Annotated in this window: 9 protein-coding genes and 1 pseudogene; 7 read left to right on the forward strand and 3 right to left on the reverse strand. The window is 72.8% G+C overall.

Features of this window, described 5'->3' with window-relative positions:
* The first annotated feature begins 87 nt into the window (after nt 1–87).
* The 3 genes from G7Z13_RS09410 (at nt 88) to G7Z13_RS09420 (ending at nt 3,538) form a co-directional block, all read left to right on the forward strand.
* Nucleotides 88–678 carry a winged helix-turn-helix domain-containing protein gene (locus G7Z13_RS09410; RefSeq protein WP_165997765.1) on the forward strand — a complete coding sequence of 197 codons (591 nt, stop codon included), beginning with the start codon at nt 88–90 and terminating at the stop codon, nt 676–678.
* Nucleotides 679–822: 144 nt separating this feature from the next.
* Nucleotides 823–1,836, forward strand: a complete 1,014-nt coding sequence (locus tag G7Z13_RS09415) for an NAD-dependent epimerase/dehydratase family protein (RefSeq protein ID WP_165997766.1) — start codon at nt 823–825, stop codon at nt 1,834–1,836.
* Between the two features lie 118 nt (nt 1,837–1,954).
* Nucleotides 1,955–3,538 carry a DUF1996 domain-containing protein gene (locus G7Z13_RS09420; protein ID WP_165997768.1) on the forward strand — a complete coding sequence of 528 codons (1,584 nt, stop codon included), beginning with the start codon at nt 1,955–1,957 and terminating at the stop codon, nt 3,536–3,538.
* A gap of 73 nt (nt 3,539–3,611) precedes the next feature.
* Here G7Z13_RS09420 and G7Z13_RS09425 read toward each other — a convergent pair whose 3' ends face one another.
* Nucleotides 3,612–4,058 (reverse strand): hypothetical protein, encoded by a 447-nt coding sequence (locus G7Z13_RS09425; RefSeq protein WP_165997770.1) that lies wholly within the window; start codon nt 4,056–4,058, stop codon nt 3,612–3,614.
* Between the two features lie 112 nt (nt 4,059–4,170).
* On the opposite strand from G7Z13_RS09425, the gene G7Z13_RS09430 reads away from it, so the two are divergent.
* From G7Z13_RS09430 to G7Z13_RS09445, 4 genes and pseudogenes are all read left to right on the forward strand, one after another.
* Complete coding sequence (locus G7Z13_RS09430; RefSeq protein ID WP_240926153.1) at nt 4,171–4,671, forward strand: tetratricopeptide repeat protein; 501 nt, start codon at nt 4,171–4,173, stop codon at nt 4,669–4,671.
* A 59-nt stretch (nt 4,672–4,730) separates the two neighbouring features.
* Nucleotides 4,731–6,650 carry a hypothetical protein gene (locus G7Z13_RS09435; protein WP_165997774.1) on the forward strand — a complete coding sequence of 640 codons (1,920 nt, stop codon included), beginning with the start codon at nt 4,731–4,733 and terminating at the stop codon, nt 6,648–6,650.
* 16 nt (nt 6,651–6,666) lie between these two features.
* Nucleotides 6,667–6,828 (forward strand): annotated as a pseudogene (locus G7Z13_RS09440) (2Fe-2S iron-sulfur cluster-binding protein); the annotation flags it as partial.
* A gap of 56 nt (nt 6,829–6,884) precedes the next feature.
* A complete protein-coding gene (locus G7Z13_RS09445; protein WP_165997776.1) occupies nt 6,885–7,574 on the forward strand; it encodes a TetR/AcrR family transcriptional regulator in 690 nt (229 codons plus the stop codon).
* An 11-nt stretch (nt 7,575–7,585) separates the two neighbouring features.
* Here the strand turns inward: G7Z13_RS09445 and G7Z13_RS09450 are convergent, their stop codons facing one another.
* The gene (locus tag G7Z13_RS09450) at nt 7,586–7,951 is read right to left on the reverse strand and encodes a 5-carboxymethyl-2-hydroxymuconate Delta-isomerase (protein WP_165997778.1); all 366 of its coding nucleotides are present in this window, start codon (nt 7,949–7,951) and stop codon (nt 7,586–7,588) included.
* A 56-nt stretch (nt 7,952–8,007) separates the two neighbouring features.
* Complete coding sequence (gene pulA, locus G7Z13_RS09455; protein ID WP_165997780.1) at nt 8,008–13,416, reverse strand: pullulanase-type alpha-1,6-glucosidase; 5,409 nt, start codon at nt 13,414–13,416, stop codon at nt 8,008–8,010.
* Nucleotides 13,417–13,544 lie beyond the last annotated feature (128 nt).

A 13,544-nucleotide genomic window follows, 5' to 3' on the forward strand; every position in this document is an offset into this window, starting at 1 on the left:
CTTCGAGCCGTACACCCTGGCCTTCGGCCGGCGCGACGACGTACGTCCCTCCCCGACGGACTCCTCGCGCGAAAGAGCTGACCTCTCATGGCGACCACTCGTTCCCTGTCCACCGCCCCCTCGCACAGCGCCCGCCACCGGCTGCGAGCCGTCGACCGCGACGACGTGGTCGACGTGACGGACTTCCTGCCGCCGGGCGCGACCTGGCTGCCCGCCCCGCAGCACGCCCTGCCGGTGCTGCCGGGGCGCCCGCCGATGGTCGGTTACCTGGTGCTGGTCCCGGCCGACCAGCAGCCGCCGTTCCCGCCGTTCGCCGTGCCCGATCAGCCGGACCGGCCCGACCCGCTCGACCAGCCGGGCGAGGTGGCGGCCGCGAGCGGCACCGAACCCCTCATCCGCATCGACTCCGTCCGCCGCACCGCCGAGGTCGACGGACGCGAACTCGACCTGACGTACCTGGAGTTCGAGCTCCTGGCGCACCTGGTGGCCCACCCGCACCGGGTGCACACCCGCGACCAGCTGGTCACCACGGTGTGGGGCTACGGGCACGTCGGCGACGGCCGTACGGTCGACGTGCACATCGCCCGGCTGCGCCGCAAGCTGGGCGCCGAGCACCGCGACACCATCCGCACCGTGCGCCGGGTCGGCTACAAGTACACCCCGCCCGCCGGGCGTTGATCCCCCGGCCCGCCGCGGGGCCGCCGCAGGCACCGCGCCGGGCCGCCCCCGGGCCCGCACCGCGCCCGCCCGGGGCCCGGCCCGTGTCTGCCCTCGGCAGAGCCACCTTCCGTCCCCCCTCCCCGGGCGGGCAGAGTCACCGGCATGAGACTTCTTGTGCTGGGCGGTACGGAGTTCGTGGGGCGGGCGGTCGTGGAGGAGGCCCGAGGGCGCGGCTGGGACGTGACCGTCTTCCACCGGGGCCGCCACGCGGCGCCCGCCGGGGTGCGGGCGCTGCACGGCGACCGCACCGCGCCCGGCGGGCTCGCCGCCCTCTCCGGCGGCGCGTGGGACGCCGTCGTCGACACCTGGTCGGCGGCGCCCCGCGCGGTGCGGGACGCGGCGCGGCTGCTGCGCGAGCGCGCGGGGCGGTACGCGTACGTCTCCAGCTGCTCGGTGTACAACTGGGCGCCGCCCGCCGGGTACACCGAGGACGCGCCGCTGGTCGGGGGCGCCTCGTCGGACGCGGAGCAGACCGACTACGCGCGCGACAAGCGGGGCGGTGAGCTGGCCGCGCTCGACGCCTTCGGCGCGGACCGGACGCTGCTGGTGCGGGCCGGGCTGATCCTCGGGCCGTACGAGAACGTGGGCCGGCTGCCCTGGTGGCTGACCCGGACGGCCCGGGGCGGGCGGGTCCTGGCACCCGGCCCCCGCGATCTGCCCCTCCAGTACGTCGACGCCCGCGACCTCGCCGCGTGGACCCTCGACGGTGTCGAGCGGGGCCTGAGCGGGCCGTACAACCTGATGTCGCCGCAGGGGCACGCCACCATGGGCACGCTGCTGGAGGCCTGTGCCGCGGTCACCGGCGGCGGGGCCGAGCTGCGCTGGACCGACCCGGAGCTGATCCTGGCGGCCGGGATCGAGCCGTGGACCCAGCTGCCGGTGTGGGTGCCGCCGGGCAGCGATCTGCACGACGCGCTGCACGGCGCGGACGTCTCCCGCGCGGTCGCGGCGGGGCTGCGCTGCCGCCCGGTGGAGCGCACCGTCGCCGACACCTGGGACTGGCTGCGCGCCCTCGGCGGCGTGGCCCCGCAGCGCCCCGACCGGCCGCTGAAGGGCGTCGCCCCGGAGACGGAGGCGAAGGTGCTCGCCGCGGCGGACGCAGGTCAACTCCCGTAGCCGGGAAGCAATTTCCGGGACGTTTGAACACCCGTGGGACCGGTTCCGTATGGAGGGGAGCCGCTTCACTCCTGTCGGGCGCCTCGATGCTGCCCCGCAAGGAAGTCAGAGGAGTTCCATGGGACGCAACACACGAAAACGCCGTACGCCGCTGGCCACCAAGGCCATTGCCGCATCGGCGGCCCTAGCGCTCGGTGGGGGCGGGCTGATCTGGGCGAACTTCTACGCCTCGGCGCACGAGGAGAACCGCTGGCCGGACCGGACGAAGGCGGCGACGGCGCAGATCGCCACCATCGACTGCCCGGACGTCGGCCAGCGGCTCACCGACGTGCCAGACCGGGCGCGGGGCGAGGTGGACGGCGAACTGGCCACGCTCGACCAGCAGATCACCGACGCCTACCAGCGGCTGGCGACCACCCGTGAGGCGCAGGCCCGCGACGCGCGCTTCGTGCAGAACGCGATCCTGCAGCCGCTCAAGGACCGCCGCAAGGTGATCATCGACCGCATCCAGCTGGAGATCAACCGGGCGGGCGGCAGCGCCGCCGAGGAGCTGGACGGCCTCGCGGGCTGCACCGGCACCCCCGCCGAGCAGCCGCAGACCACGGACGGCCAGCAGGGCGACGGCCGGCAGGACGGCGGTCAGAACGACGGCCAGGACGGCGGCCAGCAGGACGGCGGGGACCAGAACCAGGACCAGAACGGCGACGGCCGGCAGGACGGCGGTCAGGGCGACGGCCAGGACGGCGGCCAGCAGGGCGGCAACGGCGGTCAGGCCGGCAACGGCCCGGTCGCGGCGGACTTCCAGGACATCACCACCGTCCAGCCCGGCTCCCGCAACCTGCCCAACGGGCTCGCCGCGAACGGCCGCACCGGTTCACGGGGCGTCTTCATCACCAAGTGCGGCACCAACGGCAACGACAACCACAACACGGACAACGTGATCGTCGCGCCCGGTGTCACCAACGGCGCGCACCACCTGCACGACTACGTCGGCAACCAGAACAACGACGCCTTCGCCAGCGACGACGAGCTGGCCCGCGCCGACACCACCTGCCAGAACCAGGGCGACCGGTCGTCGTACTTCTGGCCGGTGCTGCGCCTCCAGGACGGTTCGCAGGACTTCGACCAGAACAACGCGGGCGGCGGCACGGAGGGCAACGTCGGGCGGATCCTGGAGCCCAAGGTGGCCCAGCTGAAGTTCGTCGGCAACAAGCGCGGCCCGGTCGTCGCGATGCCGAGGGCGCTGCGCATCATCACCGGCGACGCCAAGGCCTTCGTCAACGGCCTGGCCAACGCCAACACCTCGTGGAGCTGCACGGGCTTCGAGAACCGGCAGCTGACGGACAAGTACCCGCTGTGCCCGGACGGCAGCGACGTGGTGCGCACGTCCAACTTCCAGAGCTGCTGGGACGGCCAGAACATCGACAGCGCCAACCACCGCACCCACGTGGCGTTCGTCCGGCCCGACGGCTCCTGCCCGAACGGCTTCAAGGCGATCCCGCAGCTCCAGGTCCGGCTCGTCTACGAGGTGCCGCGGCCGGTCATCGAGAACGGTGTCGTCCAGAACCCGTTCGCGGTGGACACCTTCCCGGAGCAGCTGCACAAGCCGATCACCGACCACAACGACTTCATCAACTTCTTCTCCCAGCGGCTGATGAACAAGATGGTCAACTGCATCAACACCGGCCGTAAGTGCCAGTAGGCGCGACCGCGACCGGCGAAGGCCGGCGGCGAGGGGACAATCCCCTCACCGCCGGCCTTCGGCGTACGACGGCTCAGTGGTGACCGCCCGCCCCCGACCCCCGGCCCGCCTCCGCGCCGTGCCCCGCCCCCGCCCCGTGGTCCTGCCCCTCCTCCAGGGTCCCGCCCAGGGTGCCGCGCAGCGCCGTCACCACCTTCGGCTCCCCCACGGCCACCCACTTGCGGCCGACCAGGTAGTGACCGCCGTAGTCCTTCGCCCCGTTGATCCACTCGCGCTGGCCGCGGTCGGTGGCGAAGGTGGCGAGGACGAACCGGCCGTCGCCGTTGCGGCAGATCGCCTGGCGGATCTCGTCGGCGTCGGTCTGGATGTCGGGCTCGCAGCGCACCTCGGCGGCCAGCCGCTCCAGGCTGCCCTCGGCGGTCTGGGGCACCCGGTCCGCCGCCTCCTCACCGCCAAAGGAGCACCCCGCGAGCGCCAGCGCCAGCGCGGCCACGGCGAGCAACGGTCGGGTCGGCCTCATGGGTTCCTCCGGTCGGGCGTCGTACGGCACTGTCTCCGAAGTCGATACGGCCGCCGGCCCCCCGGTGCTCAAATCAGCTGCGCCGCACATCCGTCCGTGCGAGGCTGACCAGGTGAACCAGGACTGGGAGAACCGCGTGGCCGCCACGTGGGCCACCTTCGACGACTACGCGCAGGACCGGGCCGCCGACTTCCGCGCGCTGATCGACGCCCTCGTCGCCGAACTCCCCGAGGGCAGCCCGGACGCGCCGTTCGAGCAGGCGTGCGCCTGGGACTCCACGGGCCGCTCCGACCGGGCGGTGCCGCTCTACCGCGAGGCCCTGGCCCGCGGACTCACCGGCTACAAGGCGCGCCGCGCGAAGATCCAGCTGGCCAGCTCACTGCGGAACACCGGACACCCGGAGGAGGGTGTCGAGTTGCTGACGCCGGAACTGGACGCCCCGTCCGACGAGCTGGACGACGCCGTACGCGCCACCCTCGCCCTGTGTCTGTCGAGCCTCGGCCGCGACCGCGAGGGCCTGTCCCTCGCCCTCGGCGCGCTCGCCGCCCATCTCCCCCGCTACCAGCGCTCGATGGCGAACTACGCCCGCGCGCTGACCGAGCCGGCCGGCTGAGTCCCCCCGAGTCCCCCGAACGGCTGTGACCATCGGCCGTCGCGCTCGTTCTCCCGGACGTGCAGTCACAGGATGTCGCCCAGGGTCAGAGCTCCGCGGCCGCCGGTCCGGTGGTCGACGTCGAACGCGCCGAGGCCGCGCTCGTCGAGCACTACCCGCGGCTGGTCCGTCTCGCCTACCTGGTGCTCCCGCCGGGCCTGGGCCGCAACCGGCGGGTCCTGACCGCGCACGCGCTCACCCAGCGGGCCCTGCCGCGGGGCCGCGCCCGCGCCTCGGTCGTCCCGGCCCAGGCCACGGGCCGCGAGAGCGACCCCGGGTACGCACTCGTCCGCCTCCAGGTGCTGCGTACGGCGCTGGAGGCCGGGCAGCCGCTGCGCCGCCGGAGGTGGCCCAAGCGCTCCCAGCTGCCGCCGCTGCTGCCGCAGGTGTGGGGCCTGCGGCTGTTCCCGCGCTCGGGCGGCGCCGACGAACTCGCCCTGGACCAGCGGCTGTCGGCGCTGCCGGCCCCCGCCCGCGCCGCCTATGTGCTGCGCGGCCTGGAGCGGCTGGCCGACGCCGACGTCCGTACGGTGCTCGGCGCCGCCGGTGTCGAGGACCCGGCGGCCGCGCTCGCCGAGGCCGACACCGTCCCCGCGCGGTACGCGCTGCTGGACTCCCCCGAGTTCGACCCCTGTTCGCTCCAGGCCCGCCCCACCGACCTGATGCGCCGCCGCCAGCACCTGAAGGCCGCGCTGGCCGCTGCCGCGGCGGTCGCCGTGTGCGGGGCGCTGCTCGGGCTGCCCGACGACGGCTGGGACCCGGACGGCGCCGCCGCCCCGGTGTACGCGCACAACGCGTCGGCGCGGGCGGCGCTCGACCCGGCGAAGCTGACCAGGGTGCCGGCCGCGGCCTGGCAGTCGGCGACCCGCACCGACTTCTCCGCGTGGCCCGCGCGCGGCGACCTCACCGGCGACACCGCGCTGCTGCGCCGCGCCCTCGCCGTCTGGGCGCGCCCCGGTGAGAACGTCCGGGTGTCGGTGACCCCGGGCACCGCGTCCGGCGGCCCGCCCGGCCCGCCGCAACTGCTGTACGCCGGGTCCGTGGACCGGGCGCGGGTGGTGATCCTCTACGACGGTCTGCGCATCGCCCGCTACGCCGAGCCGCGGGACGGCACGGCGGGCGCCGCCCTGGACTTCGCCCGCGCGGACGGCGCGGGCCGGGCCGAGGCGAGCGCGGTGGTGCTGCACCGCACCGGCCCCAACGTCCGCTACCTGATGGCTCCCTGGGTGAAAAGGGCGGCCGAGCGGGACCTGCTGAAGCCCGGCGCCGGGGCGATGGAGCTGACCCTGACCGACGGGGTCACCTCGCCGCTGGCCAGCCCGGCGCCCCGGTCCGGCGCCTGTTCCTCCTGGAACGTGCTGCAGGTGTCGGACGGCTCCGGCACCCGGCTGATGTCCGACCTGGGCGAACTGGTGCCGGCCCGGCTGACCAGCGGCCGGCCGGGCTCCGCGCGGGACGCGGCCGGCGCGCAGGCGCTGCGCACCTGGGCGCCGTTCGCCTGCTCGCTGGCGCACGCGCGGGGACAGGGCGTGCGGTCGGTGAACGCCTGGGCGTACGCGCGGCAGCCGCTGCCGGACGGCAGTGGCTCGGGGGTGTGGGTGTGCACCCGCGCGGAGACCTGGCGGGGCGGCGGCGAGCGGGTGCTGGCCCAGTTCCAGACGCCGGGCGGGACGTACGGCGCGGTGGCCGCGAAGGCGGACGGCGGCCCGGCGTGTGGGGCGAAGGACCCGCATGTGCTGGCCGGGGTGCTGTGGAAGTCGTCCGGCGGCGCCTGGTACGTGCTCGCGGCGGGCAGCCGGGACACCGTGTCGGTCGCCGCGACGGGCGGGGTGACCGGGAGCGCGCGGGGCAACCTGCTGGCCGTACGGACGAAGCAGGGCGCGCACGCGGAGCTGAGGGGGACGCTGGCCAGCGGGCGTTCGATCGGCGGGCTGCGCTAGCCGCCCCCTGGTCGGCACCGCCTACTCCTGCGAGCAGGGCTTGTGCGGGACCTGCCAGCAGCGGGTGCTGGAGGGCGAGGTGACCACCGACGAGCTGCTCACGGACGGGGAGCGCGACGATTCGATGCTGATCTGTGTGTCGCGGGCGCGGGGTGAGCGCCTGGTGCTGGACATGTGAACACCGCCCGCCGGCCGGGACCGTTCGCGGCCGGATTCGATCGGTAAGGTGTTCGTATGACTATCGGGGTGCGGCGCAGGATGGGAGTCGAGGAGCGGCGCCAGCAGTTGATCGGCGTCGCCCTCGAACTGTTCAGCCGCCGTTCCCCGGACGAGGTGTCCATCGACGAGATAGCGTCGGCGGCGGGCATCTCGCGCCCGCTGGTCTACCACTACTTCCCCGGCAAACTCAGTCTGTACGAGGCCGCGTTGCAGCGGGCCGCACAGGATCTGGCGGGCCGGTTCGCGGAGCCCGCCGAAGGGCCGCTCGGCGCGCGCCTGGAGCGGGTGATGGGCCGGTTCTTCGACTTCGTCGACGAGCACGGCCCCGGCTTCTCGGCGCTGATGCGCGGCGGCCCGGCGGTCGGCTCCTCGACCACCAACGCGCTGATCGAATCGGTGCGCCAGGCGGCCTACGAGCAGATCGTCCGGCATCTGCGCGTCGCGGAACCGCCCGTGCGGCTGGAGCTGGTGGTGCGCTCCTGGATCTCGCTCGCCGAGTCGACCGCGCTGATCTGGCTGGACGGGCGGCGCGTGCCCCGCGAGGAGCTGCAGACGCAGCTCGTGCACGGCCTGGCCGCGCTGCTGGCGGTGAGCGCGGCCCACGACGAGGAGATGGCCGCCCTGGTCCACCGGGCCCTGGGGGACGAACCGGCCGACGGCCCGTTCAGCGCCCTGGTCACCCGGCGGATCCCGCCGGTGTCCTAGGACCGGGCGCCCTAGACGGCTTCGGTCTCGAACTTGCGGTAGGAGGGGTCCAGGTCCCGGATCTCCGCCGAGGCGTGCAGGGCGAGGCCCGCGCCCGGCTTGAGGTACTGCCGCAGCTGTTCCAGGACGGCCTCGGTGAGCCTGGCCTTGGTCTCCTCGCTGCGGCCCGCCAGCAGTCCGATGGTGACGTGCACGACGGCGTGCCCCGCGGTGTCGGGGCCGACCGTGGTGTCCTCGGTGCGGCGGAACTGGGTCTTGCAGGCCGGGGGCCTGGCCGCCGCGATCTCCACCACGCAGGTGTGCAGCGCCCGGGCGAACCCCGGCCGGTCGAAGTCGTCCGCCAGCTGCTCGGAGTAGTCGACGGTGATCTGCGGCATGGGTGCTCCTGCTCCTGTTCTACGGCGGACAGGAGCACCCTAACCCGCGGTGAGGATCAGCCGGCCCGGGTGAACACCGCCACCGTGCGGGCCGGGACGGTGAACGTGCCCGACTCGCGCGCGAAGTCGGACGTCTTCACCACGGCGTCCGATCCGGCGGCCTGCGCCGGGTGCAGCCGGTACGGCTCACCGGCCGCCGCCGCGATCCGCTGTTCCTGCCGCTCGGGCGTCGCGTTGAAGACCACGACCAGGTCACCGAGGCGCATGGTGATCACGCCGGGTGTCTCGTCGGTGCCGGAGAGCGGGAAGGAGAGCGCGGACTGCACCTGGCCGGCCGTGTCGAGGGAGAACGCCTTCTCCGTCGTACGGATCCTCAGCAGGTCGCGGTAGGCGGCCGAGGTGCCCTCGATCTGCGGGCAGCCGACGCCGACCGTCGTCAGCAGCGGCTTGGCGTAGGGCCACTTGGCCTGGTTGTCGGCGGCCGGCGGCAGTCCGCGGCCGAAGCCGTTGCCGTCGGCGCAGTTCCAGTGGATGGCGTTGAACCAGTCGCCGCTGTCGTAGGAGTTGCGGTCCAGCGACTTGGAGCGCAGCAGGTCGGTGCCCGCCTGGGAGAGGGCCGGGCCCTGCGAGAGGGTGGCCGTCGCCATGGCGAGGAGCTGCATGCGCGCGCGGTCGGCGGCGCTCGTCGACGCGGGCAGCTTGAAGGCGAGGGCGTCGAAGAGGGTCTCGTTGTCGTGCGCGTCGGCGTAGGCGAGGGCGTCGCCTGGGGCCTCCGCGTAGCCGGCGGGGGCGCCGTTGTAGTCGACCTCGGAGCCCTTGACCTCCTTGCCGCCGGTGTCGGTGAAGGTGTAGTCGGCGAGGTTGCCGGACAGTCCGACCTTGATCAGGTCCTGGTAGTGCAGCAGCCGGGCCTTCTGCTCGGCCGGGGTGCCGTTCTGCGCGTTCGGATTGGGCTCGGTGTACAGGCCGGAGGCGAAGCCCTGGACGCCGGGGTCGGCGTCGAAGGGGCCGCCGCCGCGCACCGCGTCGCGGGCCCGGTCGGAGAAGGTGGCGATGCCGGTGCCGGCCATGTTCTTCTGGGTGGCCTGCTCGAAGCGGGCGTCGTCGGCGATCTCGCCGAAGTTCCAGCCCTCGCCGTACAGGATGATCTTCTTGCCGTCGACGCCGTCCTTCTCGACGGTGAGCGCGTCGAGGGCCTTGCGGACGGCGAGGATGTTGGCCTTGGGGTGGTGGCCCATGAGGTCGAAGCGGAAGCCGTCGACCTTGTACTCCCTGGCCCAGGTGACCACCGAGTCCACGACCAGCTTGCCCATCATGGCGTTCTCGGTGGCCGTGTTGGCGCAGCAGGTGCTGGTGGCGACCGAGCCGTCGGCGAGGAGCCGCTGGTAGTAGCCGGGGACGATGCGGTCCAGGACGCTGGTGTCCGCCTGGCCGCTCGCGGCGGTGTGGTTGTAGACGACGTCCATGACGACGCGCAGGCCGTCCTCGTTGAGCGCCTTCACCATCTTCCGGAACTCGACCGTGCGGGCGGTGCAGTCCGGGTCGGTGGCGTAGGAGCCCTCGGGGACCGTGTAGTGGTACGGGTCGTAGCCCCAGTTGTAGGCGTCCTTGGCGGCCGCCTTCGCCACGCACTCCTGCTGCTTGTCGGAGTCGGCCGGATAGGAGGCCAGGTCACAGTCGACGGTGGCCCGGCCGGCCTTGTCCTCCGGGATGGTGGCGATGTCGAAGGCGGGCAGCAGGTGGACGTACGAGGTGCCCGCCTCGGCCAGCTTCCTCAGGTGCCTGCTGCCGTCGCTGTCCTTGTCGGTGAAGGCCAGGTAGGTGCCGCGGTGCTTCGCCGTGCGGTCCTCGACGGAGAAGTCGCGGATGTGCAGCTCCTGGATCTGGGCGTCCTTGAGCGGTACGGCCTTCGGCTTCTCGTAGCTGTCCCAGCCGCTCGGTGCGAGGGACCTGTCGGCGAGGTCGACGACGAGGCTCCGCTTGGAGTCGGTGGTGAGGGCGACCGCGTACGGGTCGGTGACCTTGTTGGTGACGACCTGGCGGACGCTGGGCGCCCAGACCTTCACCACGTACCGGTAGGGCTTGCCCTTCCAGGACTTCGGGCCGGTGACGGACCAGACGCCGGTGGCGGCGTCGCGCCGCATCGGCTTGACGGACCCGTCCAGCTCCAGGGACACGCTCTGGGCAGTGGGGGCCCAGACCGCGAGGGTGGGACGGCCCTTGTGGAAGGTGGGGCCGAGGTTCGCCTTGGTCGCGTCGTAGAGATCGTCGAGGACGCCGGCGATCTGCACGCCGGTCGCCGTGAGCACCGCTCCGTTGGCGGCCTGCTGGGTGACGACGAGCTGGCCGCGCAGGGCCTCGCGGACCCGGTCGCGGTCGCGGGGGTCGACGGACCAGGCGGTGTGGTCCTTCAGGTGCGGGAACTTCGCCTTCTGGGCGTCGGTGAGCGTCGTCTTCTTCAGCCGCAGCCGACGCTCGTCGGTGCTGGTGAGCACCCCGTTGTCGGCCTTGATGGAGCCGGTGCGGGAGTAGCGCAGCTGGGTGGAGGCGGCGGCGTCGGAGCCGTTGTAGGCGACGGTGTCCCGGTCGATCCAGACCGCCTTGGAGGTGGTCAGGTCGACGGCGGCCGCGGAGCCCGCGGGCTGCGGCAGCAGGGGCTTGTCCTGGCCGCTCACCAGCCACACCTCGTGGCCGCTCGCCTTGAGGTCGAGCGACTGGTCGGTGGGCAGGTCCTTCTCGTCGCCCTTGTGGATGATGTAGCTGAGGCTGGTGGCACCCTCGGTGAGCGGCACCTCGAAGACCGCGCCATAGGCATCAGTCTTCACCGGCTTCAGGGGGTTCGACCACTCGGTGGGGTGCGCGGCGCCGGTCCAGACGTGCAGGCCCCAGCCGTCGTAGTTCCCGTCGGCGCGGTGGTAGTGCAGGACGGCCTTGGTCTTGTCGGGGGCCGGGTAGTCGGCCGCGGGCCGCTCGGTGCGGACGGTCTCCTTGCCCTGCTCGATCCAGACCTCGCCGGTCTGGGTGACGTCGATCGTGCGGTCGGCGGAGACGTCCTTGTTGCCCTGCTTGTCGATGACCAGGAAGCCCACGTTGGAGGCGCCCGGCTTCAGCTTGACGTAGGCGAAGGCGCCGTAGGCGTCGCGGCCGGTGAAGGGGTGGCTCTTCGGCCATTCGGTGGCCTCGCCGTCGGCGAGGTCGCCCCAGGCGTACAGGCCCCAGTCGGCGTAGTTCCCGTCCTCGCGCTTGTAGTGGACGATCGCGTAGTCGCGCGAGGAGGCGGTGGGGACCTCCTCGGCGGGCGGGGTGCCGGTGGTGGAGGCGGCGGTGGCGCTCGCGGTGCGGCCCGCGCGGTCGATCACCACGGCCTTGTAGCGCAGGGCGGTGCCGCCGGGCATGTCCTCGCCGACGGTGTGGGTGACCTTGTACGGGGCGTGGTCGGCGGAGCCGAGCGTCTGCCACTTCCCGTTGCCGGTCTGGGCGGCGAAGACCACTCGGTTGAGCTGTCCGCCCTCGACGTCGGCCGTGACCTCGACGGTGCCGGTGGCGCCGGGGGCCGGGGCCTTCAGGGTGAGGGTGGGCTCGGCGGCGGGGGCGGGGAGCGGGCCGGCGGCGCGGTAGACGACGGCGGATCCGGCGGGGACGGTGACGGTGACCTGGCGGTCGGCGCCGGACTTCACCGTCTCGTCCGTGCCGTAGAGGCCGTGGAACGTCATGTCCGGGGAGCCGGTCGCGAAGGTCGCCGTCTTGGCCTGGTCCGCGTTGTTGAAGGCGACGACGTACTCGGTGCCGGTCCTGGCGTCGGTGCGGGAGACCGCGTAGACGCCGGGGCCGTCGGCGGCGTAGCGCTCGGTCTGGACGCCGTCGGCGAGGGCCGGGTGGGCCTTGCGGAGCTTGGCGAGAGCACTGATCTGCCGATAGAGCGGTGCTCTCGTGTCGTAGGCGTCCTCGGCGTGGGTGCGATCGGTGCCGAGCTGGTCGTCGTCCAGGTAGTCGGCGACCTTCGAGGCGAACATCGTCTGGCGGGCGTCCTTGTCGCCGCCCGCGCCGGTGAAGCCCTGCTCGTCGCCGTAGTAGATCACCGGGTTGCCCCGGTTGAGGAACATCAGCTCGTTGGCGAGCCGGGCCTTCCCCAGCAGTTCGGCGTCGCTCGCGTCCGGGTCGTCCTGCTTGAGGAACGTCCCGATGCGGCCCATGTCGTGGTTGCCGAGGAAGGTGACCTGCTCGTAGGCGTTGGCCCGGCCGGTCGTGTACTTGTAGTCGTCGCCGAAGACGGCGGCGAGCTTCTTGGCGCTCGCGCCCTGGGAGGCGTAGGCGCGCGCCGCGTCCTGGAAGGGGAAGTCGAGGGTGGAGTCGAGGCGGCCCTGGGTGACGTAGGGAGCGGTGACGTTCGTGTCGGCGGAGTAGACCTCGCCGAACATGAAGAAGTCGTCGCGGCCCTTCTTCGCCGCGTAGGCGTCGAGGGCGGTGGCCCACTGGGTCCAGAACTCCATGTTGACGTGCTTCACGGTGTCGATCCGGAAGCCGTCGATGTCGAAGTCGCGCACCCAGCGCTGGTAGATGCGCTCCATGCCCTCGACGACCTCGGGACGCTCGGTCCACAGGTCGTCCAGGCCGACGAAGTCGCCGTAGGTGGCGGACTCGCCGGCCCAGGTGGAGTCGCCGCGGTTGTGGTACATCGCCGGGTCGTTGAGCCAGGCCGGGACCTTCACGTTCCGCTCGCCCGGGGCGACGACCGGCGTGTACGGGAAGGAGCCGGAGTCCACGGCCGGGAAGTCCCGCTTCCCGTCCGCGTAGTCGGCGTCGTCGAAGGGCTCGCCGTCCTTCGTCAGATACGGGAAGGCGCCCTTGGAGAGGTAGTCGGAGGACTTCTCCTCGTAGTCGACGACGTCGGCGGTGTGGTTGGTGATGACGTCGAAGAAGACCTTCATGCCCTTGGCATGGGCCTTGTCGATCAGGGTCTCCAGGTCGTCGTTGGTCCCGAAGTGCGGGTCGACCTGGGTGAAGTCGGTGATCCAGTAGCCGTGGTAGCCGGCGGAGGCGTTGGCGCCCTCGCCCTGCACCGGCCGGTTCTTGAAGATGGGGGCGAGCCAGATGGCGGTGGTGCCGAGGCCCTTGATGTAGTCGAGCCTCTTCGTCAGGCCCTTGAGGTCGCCGCCCTGGTAGAAGCCCTTGTCGGCCGGGTCGTAGCCGGTGGCCAGCCGGGATCCGGTCAGGCCGCCCTTGTCGTTGGCCCGGTCACCGTTGGCGAACCGGTCCGGCAGGACGAAGTAGAACTGCTCGCGGGTCAGGTCGTGCCGGGCGGGCGCGGCCGCGAGCTTCGCGTCGGAGGGAGGCGGGGGCGGGGTGTCCGCCCGCGCGGTGAGCGGAGGGACGAGGGCGGTCGCCAGGACGGTCGCGGTGACGGCCGCGACCCGTCTCACTGGCACGGTACGGCGCGTCGGGGGCGCCGGCCATCTCGGTATCACAGGCGGGAACTCCTTGCGAATACGGCTCGAACGGGTCCGACCCCTGCGCCGCGGCTCGGCTCCGATGCCGGGCGCCCGCGCGACCGTATCGCCAACGAAAGCCTTACAGCAAGAGGCTTGAAATCGGC

Source organism: Streptomyces sp. JB150, from assembly GCF_011193355.1.
In the GTDB taxonomy this organism is placed as follows: domain Bacteria; phylum Actinomycetota; class Actinomycetes; order Streptomycetales; family Streptomycetaceae; genus Streptomyces.